This is a genomic window from Actinomadura sp. NPDC048021 (assembly GCF_040653135.1).
Classification (GTDB): Bacteria; Actinomycetota; Actinomycetes; order Streptosporangiales; family Streptosporangiaceae; genus Spirillospora; species Spirillospora verrucosospora.
Window position 1 is genome coordinate 445656 of the sequence record NZ_JBEZJQ010000002.1, and the last position, 15455, is coordinate 461110.

A 15455-nucleotide genomic window follows, 5' to 3' on the forward strand; every position below is an offset into this window, starting at 1 on the left:
GAGCCCCACGGCTCCGGGCCGTTCCCGTTCTTGATCGCCCGCGCTCCCGGGCGAATAGGCTGCTGTCCATGTCGTCGTCCACGGAGAGGCTCACGATGTCCGCCGACAGCGACCGGGCGGACGCTCCCGGACGGCTGAAGCGGCTCGCGCCGGTGCTGACCGGGCTCACCGCCCTGACGTGCCTTCTCGGCTGGCTGCAGAAGCAGCCCTGCGCGTCGGCGCGGTTCGACTTCCTCAAGACGACGGCGAACGCCTGCTACACCGACGTCTATCCGCTCTACTACGTGCGCGGGCTCAGCGACGGGAAGCTCCCGTACTTCGACACGTTCACCGGTTCCGACATCCGGTACGTGGAGTACCCGGTGCTGAGCGGCGGCTTCATGCAACTGGTCGCGTGGCTGGTCAAGCCGTTCGGTGTGGACGGGCGCGGCCTCGCGTTCTACAACGTCACCGTCCTGCTCCTCGCCGTCCTCGCGGTCGTCGCGGTCCTCGCCACCGCGTACGCGGCCGGGCGCCGGTCCCTGCGCGCCGGACTGATGATCGCGCTGTCCCCCGCGCTCCTCCTCACCGCCTACATCAACTGGGACCTGCTGGCGGTCGCGCTGTCGGCGCTGGCACTGGCCGCCTGGTCGGCGCGCCGCCCGGCCCTGGCGGGCGTCCTCCTCGGCCTGGCGATCGCGGCGAAGTTCTATCCGCTGCTGTTCCTCGGGCCGCTCGTCCTGCTGTGCGTCCGGGCCGGGCAGTGGCGCCCCATGGGCCGCGCGCTCGCCGGAACCGCCGCCGGATGGCTGGCCGTGAACGTGCCGGTGATGCTCTTCGCGTGGGACGGGTGGAAGGAGTTCTACACCTTCAGCCAGAAGCGCGGCATCGACTGGGGCTCGATCTTCTTCGTCCTGCAGGACCACGGGCTGGACAAGCCCGCCTCCGACACCGGCCTCCTCAACCTGTACGGCACGGGGACGTTCCTCGTCCTCGCGGCCGGGATCGCCGTCCTCGCCCTGGCCGCCCCGCGCCGCCCGCGCCTGCCGCAGCTGATGTTCCTCGTGCTGGTCGCGTTCATGCTGCCGAACAAGGTCTGGTCGCCGCAGTACGTCCTGTGGCTGCTGCCGCTGGCGGTGCTCGCGCGGCCGAAGCTGCCGGCGTTCGTCGCCTGGCAGCTCGGCGAGATCGCCTACTTCTTCGGCATCTGGTGGTTCCTGCTGTCGGTGTCCGCCCAGACGCAGGGCGCCGACCTGGCCGGAACGCTGTCGGCGGTGCTGAGCCTGGACGCTCCGGACGGCGGGATCAGCAAGGACGTCTACACGCTGGCGCTGCTCGCCCGGTTCGTGACCGTCCTCCTCCTGGCGGTGCTGGTGGTGCGCGACGTCCTGGTCCCGTCCGCCGACATCGTCCGGTCGGACGGGGACGACGACCCGGCGGGCGGCGTCCTCGACGGCGCACCCGACGTGGTGGCGCTGGCACGCCGGCGCGGCGACCACCACGCCGGCGTGTCCCTGCCCACCTGAGTCAGCCGCGGGAGCGCAGCGCGTCGATGAACCACTGGTAGAGCGGCGTCAGCGTCGGCGGGACGGGCCAGCCGTTGATGAGGGCGAGCAACTGCCAGTACCGCTCGGTGCGCGGGTCGGTGCCGATCTCCAGCCGCCGCAGCAGATCGCGCCTGAAGGCGGCGTCGTCGGCGGCGTCCCAAGCGTCGGCGTAGGCGCGGACCAGTTCGTCGACGACGGGGCGGGCCGCCTCCGAGCCGGGCTCGATCCCGTCTGCGATGGCCTGTTCCGCCTTCTTCTGGGTCAGGTCGGCGAGGGCCGCGAACTGGTCCGGGACGGCTCCCTTCGCGACCTCGGCCGCCTGGAACTCGGCCATCCGGCGCACCGAGGCCCGGAATCCGGGGTCGCCGACCAGTTCGGCCAGCTCGACCCAGGCGTCGACCTGCTCGGGTTCGGGCTCGTCGGGCAGCTCCGGCAGCGCGGCGCGCATCTTCTCCGCGAAGCCGGGGTGCAGGTCGAGCCCGGCGAAGGACTCGTCGATGAAGTCGGTGATGATCCGGCGCCGCTCCTCGTCGGACAGCCGGGCGAGCTTGTGCATGAGTTCGATCTCCTCGGGGGTCGATCCGCGTCTGGCCACCGCCCGCAGCACGGCCCTGCGCAGCCTGAGCGTGCGTATCTGCACGTCCAGCGCGTCCGCGTGCGCCGCCGCGACCTGCCCGACGTCGACCTCCCGGTCCAGCAGGCGCCGGACGGTGGCGAGGTCGACGCCGAGGTCCCGCAGCGTCCGCACGAGGTCGAGGCGCGAGGCGGCGTCCGCGTCGTACAGCCGGTAACCGGCCTCGGTGCGGCGGGTGGGCGGGACGACACCGGCGTCGGAGTAGAACCGGATCGTCCGCACCGGCAGCCCGGTGCGGCGCGCCAGTTCGCCGATCGTGTACGTGGTGTCGCCGTCCATGCCCCTCACCCTGCGGCCTCCATCCGCTGGAGACTCAACCCGGAATCGCACGCTCTCACATCGGGCAGGGAAAGGGCCCGTCCGGGGATCGCCGGACGGGCCCGTGACGCTGCTGGGACCGGCTCAGTCCTCGTGGGCCGGATCGGCGACGGTGGGGGTGGTGCCCTCGCGGCGGGCGCGGCGGACGTCCTGGACGAACTCGCGGGAGAACATCGCCGACAGGGTGGCGACGCCGCCGCGGTGGACGCGGATCTCCCCGTGCCGGACCTCGCCGGTGACGCGGATCGCGCGGCCGTCGCCGTTCTCGCCGGTCCAGTCCTTGACGCGGCCGCGGCCGGTGTAGCGCAGGTCCCAGTGGTCGATCCGGGCGTCCTGCGGGACGAGCAGCTTCACCATCGCGTGGTCGAGGTCGACCTCGATCTCGATGTCGCCGTCCGGGATCCGCGGCGAGCGCAGGTCCAGCACGACCAGGCCGCGGCGGGCGCGGACCTCGAAGCGGCGGCCGGTCGTCCAGTGGCCGAGCTTCTTGACGTTCTCGTAGTGGGCCTGGACGCGGGTCGGCGTGCCGGTGGTGGTGGGCTTGGTGGTGGGCGTGGCGGTGGGCGTGGTGTCCATCTCTGTGTTCCTCTCGGAATCGGGCAACTACCTCGCTCCAAGAGTTGCTCGTTATCTGAGCATCTCTCTGTTCGAGAGAATAGGAGTCGGCGGAACCCCTGTCAAGACACGTGGATGCGCCACGGGCAGGCCTCGCCCGTCCCGCGGGAAGAAGGAGGGCAGGGGGGAGGGACGCGCGGTATAGCCGGAATCTTCCGGTTATGACGGGTTCCGTGGTGAGGGTGGGGGAACGGAACGCGGCGGACGGGGCGGCTCGCCCCGGGCCCCGCGCATCGGCGGGGAGCGGGAACTGCCGGGAGATGACGTGAACGCGGACCGAGCACTGACCGAGCTGCTCGCCGGGCGGCTGAGACCGGGCGTCTACCAGTGGCGGACGCCTCCCGTGCCGGGCGCCGTCGGCGACACGAGCTGGCTGGAGCGTGCCGACGAGGCCGGCTGGCGCGGCTTCTACCTCGACGGGCGCCGCGCCAGGGACAGGGACTCGTTCCTGCGGCTGTGCGGCGGCGTGTTCGAACTGCCCGAGGGCGCGGGCGCCGACTGGGACGATCTCGGCGAATGCCTCAAGGACCTGTCATGGACGCCCGCGAAGCACGGCTACCTGGTGCTCTACGAATCGTGGGCGGAACTGGCCGACACCGACCCGGCCTCGCTGCGCGCCGTCCTCGACGTGTTCGGGCGCGCGGTGAAGAACTGGCGGGACACCCCCACCCCCATGACGGTGCTGATGTCGAGCGTCGGTGTGGAAGTGGCGGGCGTCCCCCGGCTCCCCTGAGGAAGCCCGGATCAGTAGGTGCTGGTGGAGCCGGCGCTCGCCGCGAACATCGCGATCCCGAGGATGTAGAAGAGCAGGATCAGGAGCCAGCCCGCGGAGATCAGGTACCCGAGGATCAGGCCGGTGACGGCCATGCCGTGCCCGCCCTCGCCCGTCCGCTTGATCTGGCCGAGCGAGACGTGCCCGAAGATCACCGCGAGGACGGACGTCACGCCGCAGGCGAAGAAGCCGATCAGACCGCACACCAGCGACGCGGTGGCCATCCCGTTGGTCGGCGGGGCGACCGGCATCGACTGCCCGTAGTAGTGGTGCTGCACGGCCGGGGGCTGGGAGTAGGACTGGGCGTAGGGGTCCTGGGCTCCGTAGCCGTAGGGGTCGTAAGGGGGCTGTGCCATGTGCTTCCCGATCGATTCGCGCGCCCGCCGCCGGAGAGCACGCGTGCGCTGAGGGCTGGTTCCGGATTATGCCAGTGTGACGTGACCTTCGAAGTTTGTCGTCAGGCTGGGTCTACGCGCAGTTAGATGCCGCTCTCGCCACCGCGGTTCCCGGACACAGGCGACGATCCCGACTCTGCTTCGTCAGAGCTTGGAACGCAACCACGAGATGTCGTCGGCCTGGCCCGCCGCGGGCGTCTCCACCACGACCGGGGCGCCCGCCGCCCTCACCACGCCGAGGATGAGCTCCGGGTCGATGCTGCCGCTGCCCAGGTTGGCGTGCCGGTCGGCCCCCGACCCGAACGAGTCCCGGCTGTCGTTGCAGTGCACCAGGTCGATGCGGCCGGTTATGGCCTTGATCCGGTCGACGGCGTCGACGAGCTCCTCCCCCGCCGCGTGCGCGTGGCAGGTGTCGAGGCAGAAACCGAGCTTGGACTCCAGGCCCGGCACCCCGGAGAGCACCTCCCACAGCCGCGAGATCCGGTCGAACCTGCGCGCCATCGCGTTCCCGCCGCCCGCGGTGTTCTCGATGTAGACCGGGATCGGGCATTCGACCCGCTCGAACACCTTGCGCCAGTTCTCGAAGCCGGTCTCCGGGTCGTCGTCCTTCAGCACGTGACCGCCGTGCACGATCAGCGCCTTCGCCCCGATCGACGCGGCCGCCTCCAGCTGCTGGGTGAGGTTCTTGCGGCTCGGGATCCGGATCCGGTTGTTGGACGTCGCCACATTGATCGTGTACGGGGCGTGCACGTACACGTCCACGCCGGAACCCGCCAGCGCCCCCACGCCCTCGGGCAGCACAGGCTTCTTCCACCCCTGCGGATCGCCGAGGAAGAACTGGACGACGTCGGCGCCGACCGCGCGGGCGTTGTCGAGCGGGTTGTTCTGGTCGACGTGGGCTCCGATGCGCATGCCAACGAGACTAGCCGCGCCCTGCGACAGGCCGCGCGGTCACGCCGGCCCCCCGTCAGATCGAGAAGCCTCCGTGGCTCAGCGCGAAGCCGGCGCCGACGAACGAGGTGACCATCCCGATCACGTTCAGCCACCGCTCGTTCGTCGTCGCGGAGACCATCTGGGAGTACAGGGCGACGGGCAGGCCGATGACGCCGAGCAGCGTCCCGGCGAAGTGGGCCGCGGGGATCCAGCCGAGGACCAGCGCCGCGATCCCGATCGTCACCGCGGTTACCGCCAGCACGTCCTTCCGCCGATGGGGCTCGGCCTCGCTCTGGGCGCGGACGGCGCGCTTCGGAGCGCCGGCGCCGGTCGCCTGCTGGGACATCGGGATCCCTCCTCCAGCTCGAACTCCCGCGCCAGTGGCCGCACGGCGAGCGCGGGACCGAACGGACCATGCGGGTAAAGCAATTCCCAGCTGAGCCGGGGATCAACCGGTGGGCGGCGCGGAATGTCGGCGGCACCCGGTACGGTCGAACACGGATTCGAGAACACCGGCTCGGGTCCGTCCCCCGAGGGGAAGCGGGGGAAGAGCAGGAGGTGCACACCGTGAAACAAGCGGAGCTGGGGCTCATCGGTGACGCGGAGCTCGTCGAGGAGCTGTCGATGCTGACCACGCAGGCCGCCCGCATGCGCGCCCGCATGGCGGACATCATGGCCGAACTGGAACGCCGCCGCTGTAGCCGCCCCACCCAGTCCCAAGCAAGGCGCTAGGCCCGCCCATGCCGCACGCCTGGCCCGCACCTGCGCTCCGCACCGGAAACCGGCGTCCCTCGTGCCGGGGAGACCCCTGAACCCGGGTTCCCTCCACTCCGCCGGCGCTCAGCTCGGGGAACCGGCGTGTGCGCCTCCCAGTGTTGGTAGCCTGTATCGGTCTCGTGGCAGGTCCGCCCGGCGATCCGGGTCCGGCGCCGCCGCGACGGACGCAAGAGCCCTCCTGTCACGGAGAGACCGTGACCGCACCAGTCCAGAGGAGGTAGGGACACAGCATGCGTCGTTACGAACTCATGACCATTCTCGACCCCGCCATCGACGAGCGCACCGCGGGCGCGGCGCTCGACCCGTTCCTGAAGGTCGTCAAGGACGACGGCGGCAGCGTGGAGAAGGTCGACGTCTGGGGCCGCCGGCGCCTGGCGTACGACATCCAGAAGAAGTCCGAAGGCATCTACGCGGTGGTCGACCTGTCGGCTGAGCCTGCCACGGTCAAGGAGCTCGACCGGCAGCTCAACCTGAGCGAGTCGATCCTCCGTACCAAGGTCATCCGCCCCGAGGTCCACTGAGCCAGGCTCAGCCCTCACAGCAGCCGGAGCGAGCCCCATGGCAGGCGACACCGTAATCACGATCGTCGGGAACCTCGTCGAGGACCCGAATCTGCGCTTCACCCCGAGCGGCCAGGCGGTCGCCTCCTTCCGCATGGCCTCGACCCCGCGGTTCTTCGACCGCCAGGCGGGCGACTGGAAGGACGGCGAGGCGCTCTTCCTGACCTGCAACGTCTGGCGGCAGGCCGCCGAGAACGTGGCCGAGACCCTGCAGCGCGGCATGCGGGTGATCGTGCAGGGACGCCTCAAGCAGCGCTCCTACGAGACCCGCGAGGGTGAGAAGCGCACCGTCTTCGAGGTCGAGGTCGACGAGGTCGGCCCGTCGCTGCGCAACGCCACCGCCAAGGTCAACAAGACCCAGCGGCAGGGCGGCGGCGGTGGTGGCGGCGGCTTCGGCGGCGGCGGCCAGGGCGGCGGCGGCTTCGGCGGCGGCGGCCAGCAGGGCGGCGGCGGTTTCGGCGGCGGTCAGCAGGGCGGCGGCTTCGGCGGCGGCCAGCAGGGCGGCGCCCCGGCCGACGACCCCTGGGCCACCGGCGGCGGTGGCGGCGGCGGGTTCTCCGACGACCCGCCCTTCTAGGCCCGCCGCTCCGGCGCGACAAAGAGACAACGAGTACACGTCCATTCCCGCGTGAGCGGGGCTCTCCCAAAGGAGCACCACGATGGCGAAGCCACCTCCCCGCAAGCCGAAGAAGAAGGTTTGCGTTTTCTGTCAGGAGAAGATCTCCTACGTCGACTACAAGGACACGGGCCTGCTGCGGAAGTTCATCTCCGACCGCGGCAAGATCCGTGCCCGGCGGGTGACCGGCAACTGCACCCAGCACCAGCGGGACGTCGCCACGGCGATCAAGAACGCCCGCGAGATGGCGCTGCTGCCGTACACCAGCACCGCGCGCTGAGGCAGGGGGTAAAGAACATGAAGCTCATCCTGACCCAGCAGGTCTCCGGGCTCGGCGAGCCCGGTGACGTCATCGACGTCCGCGACGGCTACGGCCGCAACTACCTCGTCCCCCGCGGGTTCGCGATCAAGTGGACCCGGGGAGCCGAGAAGCAGGTCGACTCGATCAAGAAGGCGCGTTCGGCCCGCGAGATCGCGACCGTCGAGCACGCCCGCGAGGTCGCCGACCGGCTCGGCGGGCTGCGCGTGACGCTGCGCACCCGCACCGGCAGCAACGGCCGCCTGTTCGGCGCCGTCACGGCCGCCGACATCGCCGAGGCGGTCCGCGCCGCCAACGGCCCCGACCTGGACCGCCGCCGCATCGAGATCGGGAACCCGATCAAGACCGTCGGCACCCACCGGGTCAGCGTGCGACTGCACAGCGACGTCAACGCCACGATCGACGTCAACGTCGTCGAGGCCTGACGCACGACCGTTCGACGACCCCCGGACCCGCTCAGGGCCGGGGGTCGTCGGCGTTGGTGCTCAAACCGAAACCCGTTTTCGGCCTGGTCGCAAGGGCCGGGGATGCGGGGTCTGCCGGCGTTTGCCAGGCCGTGGATGTGCGGACTTCCCGTGAAACGCCCGTGAATCGCCGTGTGTTTGAGTGATCAGCTTTGCGGTGATTACGTTCCGTGATCATAGTGTCGCGGGACGAAGGGGGGCGGTGGTGATCGCGCATTCGGGGGAGGGCGCGCACGACCGGCGGAGCACGGGCAGGGCAGTGACACGCAGGGCGGCCATCGGCGGCGTCGTGGGCGCCGGGCTGCTGGAGATGCTGCCCCTGGGGACGTCCCGCCAGAATGAGGCCATGGCGGCAGATCTTACGGCGGGGGCCGACCGGGGGGCCGGCGACCGCGTGCTGTTCACGGCCGACGCCCCGCAGGTGTACACGCGGGCGCAGTGGAACGCCAGGGCGCCGAGGCGCGGGGCGGAGGTGGTCGACCGGCCGCCGGACCACATCATCGTGCACCACACGGCGACGGCGAACGCGCGGGACCGCTCGCTCGCGCACGCGTTCGCGCTGTCGCGGTCCATCCAGAACATCCACATGAACAAGAACGGCTGGGACGACGCGGGCCAGCAGCTCACGATCAGCCGCGGCGGCATCGTGATGGAGGGCCGCAACCGGAGCCTCAAAGCCATCCGGTCCGGCACCCTCGCCATCGGCGCGCAGGTCCTGCACCACAACCAGCACACCATCGGCATCGAGAACGAGGGCACCTACATGTCCGCGGCGGTGCCGGGCGCCCTGTGGAAATCGCTGACGGAGGTGTGCGTCTGGCTCTGCCAGAAGTACGACCTCGATCCGTCCGAGGCCATCGTGGGGCACCGCGACTACAACAACACCTCGTGCCCCGGGGACGTCCTCTACGCGCGGCTGCCCCAGTTGCGGCGCTCGGTGGCCGAACGTCTGGAGGGCGCGCCGAGCCAGAGTTCCACGAGCCAGAGCGGTGGTTCCGACGGCGGGTCGATCCTGTCGCCGCTGCTGCCGTCTCTCGACGACCTGGGCTGAGCCGCTACGTCTCGGGCGTCGTGTAGCGGGTGCGGCGGCGGGCGATCTCGGGATCGATGCCCTCGACGAGCGACCAGATGCCCGCCACCCGTTCGACCAGGGTCTCGGGGGGCAGGCCGGCGAGGCCCTCCGCCGCCAGGTCGTCGATCGCCTGAGTCAGCCGGGCCATCCGCTCGCCATGTGTGGAACACATGTTCGAATAGTAGCGGGAGTGACTGGCGGTGCGGCGGCAATCCGAGAATCGGGCCGGCCGGGCGCGTCCGTACCCACCGGGGTGGAGCCGGGGGCTGACCCTGTCGACCCCTGGGCTCCTGCGTCGATCTAGGTCCACAAGGGGCCGCGCGTATGGCCACACCTCCATGTGGAGGCTTACACTTCGGTGTATGACTCAAGAAACATCCTTCTGGGGGAGGCTCGGAAAGGCCGAGCGGGCGGCTCTGCTGGAGTACACGACCCGCGACGTCCTCCCGCCGGGTGACAGGCTGATCCGCCAGCGGGGCCGGTCCCGCTCGGTGATGATCATCCTGCGCGGGTGGGCGGCCGTCGTCTCCGAGCCCGACCCCAGGCCGGGAGACCCCCCCGCTCCCGGGGCCAACGGCAGGCTGCTGGCCTTCCGCGGAGAGGGCGACATCGTCGGGGACATGGCGGGCCTGCTCAACAGGCCGCGCTCCGCGTCCCTGCGCGCCCTGGACGAGGTCGAGGTGCTGGAGCTGGAGGACACCCAGTTCAAGGATTTCCTCTGGAACCACAAGGAGGCGTGGTGGGCCTACACGGAGATCCTCGCGGAGCGGGTCGACGAGCAGACCGCCAACATCCACTTCCAGAAGCACAAGACCTCCATGCAGATCCCGGAGATCCTGGTGAGCCTGGTCGAGAAGGTCGGCCGGAGCAACCGGGACGGCATCTGGCTCCCCTATCCGCGCACCCAGACCGAGTTGGGCAGCCTCATCGGCATCTCCCGGGAGTCGGTGTCCACCACCTGGTCCAGGCTCCGTGACGACGGCCTGGTGGCGACCCGCAACGGCAGGATGCTCGTCCTCGACCTCGAGGGCCTTCGCAAGATCTACTCCACTGACTCCTAAGTACGATCCCACTTGTATATGTGGAGAGCTTCACAAATGAATGTGGATGCTTTACCTTCAGGGTGTAGCGACCCGGAAGGAAGGTAGCCACCATGTCGCTGGACGTCGTTGGAGCGGTGTGCATCGCCATCGGTCTCGTAGGGGGGAACATGCAGATCGGGGGACTCCTGAACGTCCCCACACTGTCGAAGGTCAAGGTCATCGCACTGGTGACCATCGGGGCCGTGTTCATCGCGACGAGCGTGGCCCAGCACCTGATCGCTCCCGCCGAGGGCAAGAGAGCGGCTCAGGTCCAGGCGGAGTAGGAGGAGACGTGAGCACCAGGCCCGGAGAGGCAGATCTCGAAGCGTCGGAGTTCGAAGCGGCGTTCCTGTTGGTGGACATCCGAGGCTTCAGCCGGATCGTGTACGAACTGGGGCCGCACAACCCCAGGCGCGCCGGAGTCCTGGCCCGGAGCTTCTGGTCGAAGGTGGAGCCGATCGCCAAGTCCCTCGGTGGTGACATCTACGCGTGGCAGGGCGACTGCCTCCTGGTCGCCTACCGGGGGACCCCCCGCGAACGGGCTCTCCGCGCGCTCAAGACCGCGCAGGAGGCTCACGCGGTGGCATGGCAAGACCTGGTGCCCCAGTGCTGGGAACTGCTCACGGAGGCCGCACACGAAGTCCAGTACGCCGGCACGGGTCAGCCGCCCAGCCGGGCCACGGGGTTCGCCGTGTCCAGCGCCATCTCCGACGGTTCCGTGATCGCCGTCCCCCGGTCGGACGGGAAGCGGTACACCGAGGAACTGACCGGCGACACCGTCAACCTGGTCTTCTCCATCACGAAGGCGGTCGCGCCCTGGCACATCGGCGTGACGAAGCCGGTGTACGAGCGGCTGAAGGGGGACGAGTTCACCAAGGCCCTGGTGGACCAGTGGGAGGAGCGCTCCCTCGTCCTGTGCGGCGCGCCCAGGAACATCGCGTCGGTCAAGCTGCCGATGCTCGACAGTCCCGTGCCGGACATCAAGGCTTCGACCGCCTCCGCCTCCGCCTCCCCGCCGTCCGTCTCCTCGGTGCCCGCCTGACCTTCATGAGGGCCCCTCGCCGGGGTCAGCGGGCGGCGCCGGTGACCATCCAGCGGTCGCCGCGGGCCCGCAGGCTCAGCGTGATCATCCGGGTCAGCATCCACAGGCCGATCGCGGTCCAGAGGCCGACCAGGCCCGCGTCCGCACGGTGGGCGACGAGGGCGGCGGGCAGGAAGACGGCCGTGGCGACGAGCGTCGTCACGGCGAGGTAGGCGCCGTCGCCCGCCCCGATCAGGATGCCGTCCAGGACGAACACCACCCCGGCGATCGGCTGCAGCGCCGCCACGAGGAGCAGTGAGGCGAGCAGGAGGTTCCGGACGTCGCCGTCGGAGGTGAACAGGGCGGGCAGCCACGGCCGGACCACGAGCAGGGCCAGGCCGAACACGACGCCGCAGCCGACGCCCCACCACACCATCCGCCGCATGACGGCCCGCGTGGCGGCGGTGTCGGACGCGCCCAGATAGCGCCCTGTGATGGCCTGCCCGGCGATCGCGATGGCGTCCAGCGCGAACGCCAGCAGCGTCCACACCTGGAACCCGACCTGGTACGCGGCGATCTCCGGGTCGCCCATGCGCGCGGCGATCGACGTCCCGACGATGAGGACGACGCGCAGGGCGGCCGTCCGAACCAGCAATCCGAAACCGGTCGTGGCGGACGTCCGCAACCCGGCCCAGTCGGGGCGGAACGAGGCGCCGTGACGCCGGGCCGCCCGCAGCACCACGGCCACGTAGACGACGGCACTGCCGGTCTGGGCGAGGACGGTGCCCCACGCGGATCCGGCGATCCCCCACCCCAGCACGATGACGAACACCACGTTGAGCAGCAGGTTCAGCGAGAAGCCGCCGATCGACACGAGGAGGGGCGTGCGCGTGTCCTGAAGGCCGCGCAGCACACCGGTCCCGGCCAGCACGACCAGCATCGACGGGATCCCGAACAGGCTCACCCGCAGGTACGTCACGGCATAGGGCGCCACGTCCGGGGACGCTCCGAACGCGTCCACGATCCAGGGGATCAGCGGCCAGCCGGTCGCGATCAGAACCGCCCCGATCGCGACCGCGAGCCACATGCCGTCGATGCCCTGCCTGATCGCTCCCGGCAGGTCTCCCGCGCCGACCTGGCGGGCCACCCCGGCGGTCGTCCCGTAGGCGAGGAAGACGCAGAGGTAGACGAGCGTGTTGAGGGCCTGCCCGGCGACCCCGAGCCCGCCCAGCTGCGCGGTGCCGAGATGCCCGACGATGGCCGAGTCCGACAGCAGGAAGAGGGGTTCGGCGACGAGCGCGCCGAAGGCCGGCACGGCGAGGCGCAGGATCTCGCGGTCGTGCGCGCTCGCGAGCCGCCGGGGGGACGTCATCGCGCCGAGGCTATCAGGGTGTAACTCTCAAATGAAATAAAAGCCTTACAAGGCGTCCGGCGGGGCACTTTCTTTCCCGCACACCCGGTGGACGAGGTTATCCCAGCTCAGCACCCTGGATCTGGGGGTCGTCCCCGGAGAATCCACAGAGTTGTCCACAGGTCGTGCACAACCTGTACCGCGTGTCTGCACAGGTCGTCCACAGGCTTGTCCACAGGACGCTTTGCCCGCGGGGGCGCGCCCTCGCGAGAATGTCGGACGCGACAGGTAGACGTGGGGTGAACGGTCGGCGATGGGCGGACGGGGCGCCGGCGGGCCAGGACGAAGGGGGTGTGGCGGTGAGCGTTGCGGATATCGGGCCGCAGGAGCATGAGTTCGAGCGCACCCCCCCGCACGACATCTCGGCCGAGCAGGGCGTGCTCGGCGGCATGCTGCTCTCCCAGGACGCCATCGCCGAGGTCGTGGAGATGCTGCGCACCCCCGACTTCTACCGGCCCGCCCACCAGATCATCTACGACGTCATCCTCGACCTCTACGGCCGGGGCGACCCCGCCGACGCCGTCACCGTCGCCGGCGAGCTCACCAAGAACGGCGAGATCGGCCGCATCGGCGGCGCCCCCTACCTGCACACCCTGATCTCCCTGGTGCCCACCGCGGCCAACGCCGGGTACTACGCCAAGATCGTCCACGAGCGCGCGGTCCTGCGCCGCCTGGTCGAGGCGGGCACCCGCATCGTCCAGATGGGCTACGCCGCCGACGGCGCCGACGCCGACGAGGTCCTCGACCGGGCCCAGGCCGAGGTCTTCGCCATCGCCGAGAAGCGCGCCGGCGAGGACTACGTCGCGCTGAGCGAGATCATGCCCGGCGCCCTCGACGAGATCGAGGCGATCGGCAGCCGCGGCGGCCAGATGGTCGGCTGCCCCACCGGCTTCGCCGACCTGGACGCCCTCACCAACGGCCTGCATCCCGGCCAGATGATCGTCGTCGCCGCGCGGCCCGCCATGGGCAAGGCGCTGCACGTCGCCACGCCGCTCCCGACCCCGGCCGGCTGGACGACGATGGGCGAGGTCAGGCCCGGAGACCACCTGATCGGAGCCGACGGGAGACCGACCCGCGTGGTCGCGGCGACCGAGGTGATGCACGGCCGCCCCTGCTACGAGATCGAGTTCTCCGACGGCGAGGTCATCGTCGCCGACGCCCAGCACCAGTGGCGCACCACCGAGACCGGCGCCTCCCGAGACGCCTCCTCCCTTCCCGGCCGGCGTCCGATCGCGGGTGAGGCCCGGCACTCCGTTCCCACCGTCGCCGAAGCCGCCTGCCGCGTCCCTCTCGCAGGTCAGGGGAGCGCCCGCGTCCGCGCGACCGCGGGCGTGGGCGGAGGGCCGTACGCACACCGCCCGACCGCCGAAGCACGCCCCGCCCTGGCGCAGCAGCCCGGCTCCCGCCACGCCGAGCTCGTCCACGCCGCCAACCGCCGATCCTCGGCGACCGGCATCGGCGGCGGAACGCCTTCGGGCTCACCGGCCGGCGCTACGGAAGGCCCCGCCACCGCCTCGCCGCACGTGACCGCGCCCCGGATCGAGACCACCGAGCAGATCTTCGCGGCCCTGAACGGAGGCGCTCGCCGCGCGGTGGAGTTCGCCGCCGCGTTCGACCTCCCCGAGGCCGACCTGCCGCTCGACCCCTACGTCCTCGGTGCGTGGCTCGGCGCGGGTGACGATGACGAGGCTCGCGTCACCTGCCTGGACGGCGCGGTCATCACCCAGATCGCGGCCACCGGCCAGGAGGTCGCCGCAGAGGCCGTCTTCGGGTGCCACCTCCTGCCCGGCCTACGCGAGGGGCTCGCCTCGCTCGGCCTGCTCGACGGCAAGCACATCCCCTCCCGGTATCTGCGGGCTTCCGCCGATCAGCGCCGGGCGCTCCTGGCCGGGCTGCTCGACGTCTGCGGGCACATCTCCCTCGACGGCCGCGTCGACGTCGCCGTCCCGTCCGCGCGCCTCGCGGCTGACATCCGCGAGCTCTTCCTCAGCCTCGGTCACGATGCCGCCTTGGCCGCCGACCCCGCCGGAGAAGACCTCTGGCAGATCGGCCTCGTCCCTGCCGAGACGGTTTTCCGGCTGCCGCGCAAAGCGTCCCGGCAACGTGCGGCGGTCCGCACGCCCGTGCGGCACATCGTGGACGTCCGGCCCGTCGAGAGCGTGCCCGTCCGGTGCGTCCAGGTCGACAACGACGACCACCTGTACCTGGCGGGCCGTTCCTGCGTTCCGACGCACAACTCGACGCTCGCCCTCGACTTCGCCCGCGCCGCGTCCATCAAGCACGGGCTGACCTCGGCGTTCTTCAGCCTGGAGATGGGCCGCAACGAGATCACGATGCGCCTGCTGTCCGCGGAGGCGCGGGTGGCGCTGCACGCGATGCGGTCCGGCACCATGCAGGACGAGGACTGGACCCGCCTCGCCCGGCGCATGAGCGAGGTCGCCGAGGCGCCGCTGTTCATCGACGACTCCCCGAACATGTCGATGATGGAGATCCGCGCGAAGTGCCGCCGCCTGAAGCAGCAGCACGACCTGCGCCTCGTGATCATCGACTACCTGCAGCTGATGACGTCCGGCAAGCGCGTCGAGAGCCGCCAGGTCGAGGTCTCGGAGTTCTCCCGCTCGCTGAAGCTCCTCGCCAAGGAACTGGGCGTCCCGGTCATCGCGCTCTCCCAGCTCAACCGAGGCCCCGAACAGCGAACCGACAAGAAGCCCATGGTGTCCGACCTTCGCGAATCGGGCAGCATCGAGCAGGACGCGGACATGGTGATCCTGCTGCACCGGGAGGACGCCTACGAGAAGGAGTCGCCGCGCGCCGGTGAGGCCGACCTGATCGTCGCCAAGCACCGCAACGGCCCGACCGCCACCGTGACGGTCGCCTTCCAGGGCCACTACAGCCGCTTCGTCGACATGGCCCAGTAACCTCCCGCGGCGCGGGCCTGCC

The 15455-nt window shown here is 70.7% G+C and carries 19 protein-coding genes; 12 read left to right on the forward strand and 7 right to left on the reverse strand.

What is annotated here, in order from left to right; translation table 11 throughout:
* Positions 1 to 68: 68 nt before the first annotated feature.
* A complete protein-coding gene (locus tag AB0C87_RS05345; protein ID WP_353833960.1) occupies positions 69 to 1505 on the forward strand; it encodes a glycosyltransferase 87 family protein in 1437 nt (478 codons plus the stop codon).
* Position 1506: 1 nt separating this feature from the next.
* On the opposite strand, the gene AB0C87_RS05350 is transcribed toward AB0C87_RS05345, so the two are convergent.
* Both AB0C87_RS05350 and AB0C87_RS05355 read right to left on the reverse strand, forming a co-directional pair.
* Positions 1507 to 2439, reverse strand: a complete 933-nt coding sequence (locus AB0C87_RS05350; RefSeq protein ID WP_360576627.1) for a MerR family transcriptional regulator — start codon at positions 2437 to 2439, stop codon at positions 1507 to 1509.
* A 123-nt stretch (positions 2440 to 2562) separates the two neighbouring features.
* Positions 2563 to 3054, reverse strand: coding sequence for a hypothetical protein (locus AB0C87_RS05355; protein ID WP_360576628.1), 492 nt, complete (start codon positions 3052 to 3054; stop codon positions 2563 to 2565).
* 304 nt (positions 3055 to 3358) lie between these two features.
* On the opposite strand from AB0C87_RS05355, the gene AB0C87_RS05360 reads away from it, so the two are divergent.
* Positions 3359 to 3826, forward strand: a complete 468-nt coding sequence (locus AB0C87_RS05360) for a barstar family protein (RefSeq protein ID WP_345178691.1) — start codon at positions 3359 to 3361, stop codon at positions 3824 to 3826.
* A gap of 11 nt (positions 3827 to 3837) precedes the next feature.
* On the opposite strand, the gene AB0C87_RS05365 is transcribed toward AB0C87_RS05360, so the two are convergent.
* The 3 genes from AB0C87_RS05365 to AB0C87_RS05375 all read right to left on the reverse strand — a co-directional run bounded on the left by AB0C87_RS05365 (position 3838) and on the right by AB0C87_RS05375 (position 5539).
* A complete protein-coding gene (locus AB0C87_RS05365) occupies positions 3838 to 4221 on the reverse strand; it encodes a DUF4190 domain-containing protein (protein WP_345178694.1) in 384 nt (127 codons plus the stop codon).
* Positions 4222 to 4404: 183 nt separating this feature from the next.
* Positions 4405 to 5172 carry a deoxyribonuclease IV gene (locus AB0C87_RS05370; RefSeq protein WP_345178695.1) on the reverse strand — a complete coding sequence of 256 codons (768 nt, stop codon included), beginning with the start codon at positions 5170 to 5172 and terminating at the stop codon, positions 4405 to 4407.
* 55 nt (positions 5173 to 5227) lie between these two features.
* Complete coding sequence (locus AB0C87_RS05375; RefSeq protein ID WP_345178697.1) at positions 5228 to 5539, reverse strand: hypothetical protein; 312 nt, start codon at positions 5537 to 5539, stop codon at positions 5228 to 5230.
* A gap of 221 nt (positions 5540 to 5760) precedes the next feature.
* Between AB0C87_RS05375 and AB0C87_RS05380 the strand changes: the two genes are divergently transcribed.
* From AB0C87_RS05380 to AB0C87_RS05405, 6 genes are all read left to right on the forward strand, one after another.
* Positions 5761 to 5925, forward strand: a complete 165-nt coding sequence (locus AB0C87_RS05380) for a hypothetical protein (RefSeq protein ID WP_345178699.1) — start codon at positions 5761 to 5763, stop codon at positions 5923 to 5925.
* A 275-nt stretch (positions 5926 to 6200) separates the two neighbouring features.
* On the forward strand, positions 6201 to 6491 hold the full coding sequence (rpsF, locus tag AB0C87_RS05385) for a 30S ribosomal protein S6 (protein ID WP_345178700.1): 291 nt from the start codon (positions 6201 to 6203) through the stop codon (positions 6489 to 6491).
* Between the two features lie 37 nt (positions 6492 to 6528).
* Positions 6529 to 7107, forward strand: a complete 579-nt coding sequence (locus AB0C87_RS05390; RefSeq protein ID WP_345178703.1) for a single-stranded DNA-binding protein — start codon at positions 6529 to 6531, stop codon at positions 7105 to 7107.
* A gap of 82 nt (positions 7108 to 7189) precedes the next feature.
* Positions 7190 to 7426 (forward strand): 30S ribosomal protein S18, encoded by a 237-nt coding sequence (rpsR, locus tag AB0C87_RS05395; protein WP_019631633.1) that lies wholly within the window; start codon positions 7190 to 7192, stop codon positions 7424 to 7426.
* Positions 7427 to 7443: 17 nt separating this feature from the next.
* Complete coding sequence (rplI, locus tag AB0C87_RS05400) at positions 7444 to 7890, forward strand: 50S ribosomal protein L9 (protein WP_179845259.1); 447 nt, start codon at positions 7444 to 7446, stop codon at positions 7888 to 7890.
* A 244-nt stretch (positions 7891 to 8134) separates the two neighbouring features.
* A complete protein-coding gene (locus AB0C87_RS05405; RefSeq protein WP_360576629.1) occupies positions 8135 to 8980 on the forward strand; it encodes a peptidoglycan recognition family protein in 846 nt (281 codons plus the stop codon).
* Positions 8981 to 8984: 4 nt separating this feature from the next.
* Here the strand turns inward: AB0C87_RS05405 and AB0C87_RS05410 are convergent, their stop codons facing one another.
* Positions 8985 to 9173, reverse strand: coding sequence for a hypothetical protein (locus AB0C87_RS05410; RefSeq protein ID WP_052357975.1), 189 nt, complete (start codon positions 9171 to 9173; stop codon positions 8985 to 8987).
* Between the two features lie 190 nt (positions 9174 to 9363).
* On the opposite strand from AB0C87_RS05410, the gene AB0C87_RS05415 reads away from it, so the two are divergent.
* The 3 genes from AB0C87_RS05415 to AB0C87_RS05425 all read left to right on the forward strand — a co-directional run bounded on the left by AB0C87_RS05415 (position 9364) and on the right by AB0C87_RS05425 (position 11125).
* A complete protein-coding gene (locus AB0C87_RS05415; protein ID WP_360576630.1) occupies positions 9364 to 10062 on the forward strand; it encodes a Crp/Fnr family transcriptional regulator in 699 nt (232 codons plus the stop codon).
* A gap of 149 nt (positions 10063 to 10211) precedes the next feature.
* A complete protein-coding gene (locus AB0C87_RS05420; RefSeq protein WP_345178709.1) occupies positions 10212 to 10367 on the forward strand; it encodes a hypothetical protein in 156 nt (51 codons plus the stop codon).
* Positions 10368 to 10375: 8 nt separating this feature from the next.
* Positions 10376 to 11125, forward strand: coding sequence for a hypothetical protein (locus AB0C87_RS05425; RefSeq protein ID WP_360576631.1), 750 nt, complete (start codon positions 10376 to 10378; stop codon positions 11123 to 11125).
* Between the two features lie 25 nt (positions 11126 to 11150).
* On the opposite strand, the gene AB0C87_RS05430 is transcribed toward AB0C87_RS05425, so the two are convergent.
* Positions 11151 to 12476 (reverse strand): MATE family efflux transporter, encoded by a 1326-nt coding sequence (locus tag AB0C87_RS05430; protein ID WP_360576632.1) that lies wholly within the window; start codon positions 12474 to 12476, stop codon positions 11151 to 11153.
* A gap of 338 nt (positions 12477 to 12814) precedes the next feature.
* Between AB0C87_RS05430 and dnaB the strand changes: the two genes are divergently transcribed.
* Positions 12815 to 15433 (forward strand): replicative DNA helicase, encoded by a 2619-nt coding sequence (gene dnaB, locus AB0C87_RS05435; protein WP_360576633.1) that lies wholly within the window; start codon positions 12815 to 12817, stop codon positions 15431 to 15433.
* Positions 15434 to 15455: the final 22 nt, after the last annotated feature.

Excerpts from the sequence above, each read along its gene's own strand:
- AB0C87_RS05375 (WP_345178697.1), bottom strand. The coding sequence starts at position 5,539 with ATGTCCCAGCAGGCGACCGGCGCCGGCGCTCCGAAGCGCGCCGTCCGC.
- AB0C87_RS05420 (WP_345178709.1), top strand. The coding sequence starts at position 10,212 with ATGCAGATCGGGGGACTCCTGAACGTCCCCACACTGTCGAAGGTCAAG.
- rpsR (WP_019631633.1), top strand. The coding sequence starts at position 7,190 with ATGGCGAAGCCACCTCCCCGCAAGCCGAAGAAGAAGGTTTGCGTTTTC.
- AB0C87_RS05415 (WP_360576630.1), top strand. The coding sequence starts at position 9,364 with ATGACTCAAGAAACATCCTTCTGGGGGAGGCTCGGAAAGGCCGAGCGG.
- rpsF (WP_345178700.1), top strand. The coding sequence starts at position 6,201 with ATGCGTCGTTACGAACTCATGACCATTCTCGACCCCGCCATCGACGAG.
- AB0C87_RS05370 (WP_345178695.1), bottom strand. The coding sequence starts at position 5,172 with ATGCGCATCGGAGCCCACGTCGACCAGAACAACCCGCTCGACAACGCC.
- AB0C87_RS05390 (WP_345178703.1), top strand. The coding sequence starts at position 6,529 with ATGGCAGGCGACACCGTAATCACGATCGTCGGGAACCTCGTCGAGGAC.
- AB0C87_RS05350 (WP_360576627.1), bottom strand. The coding sequence starts at position 2,439 with ATGGACGGCGACACCACGTACACGATCGGCGAACTGGCGCGCCGCACC.
- AB0C87_RS05430 (WP_360576632.1), bottom strand. The coding sequence starts at position 12,476 with ATGACGTCCCCCCGGCGGCTCGCGAGCGCGCACGACCGCGAGATCCTG.
- AB0C87_RS05355 (WP_360576628.1), bottom strand. The coding sequence starts at position 3,054 with ATGGACACCACGCCCACCGCCACGCCCACCACCAAGCCCACCACCACC.
- AB0C87_RS05410 (WP_052357975.1), bottom strand. The coding sequence starts at position 9,173 with ATGTGTTCCACACATGGCGAGCGGATGGCCCGGCTGACTCAGGCGATC.
- AB0C87_RS05345 (WP_353833960.1), top strand. The coding sequence starts at position 69 with ATGTCGTCGTCCACGGAGAGGCTCACGATGTCCGCCGACAGCGACCGG.
- AB0C87_RS05365 (WP_345178694.1), bottom strand. The coding sequence starts at position 4,221 with ATGGCACAGCCCCCTTACGACCCCTACGGCTACGGAGCCCAGGACCCC.
- rplI (WP_179845259.1), top strand. The coding sequence starts at position 7,444 with ATGAAGCTCATCCTGACCCAGCAGGTCTCCGGGCTCGGCGAGCCCGGT.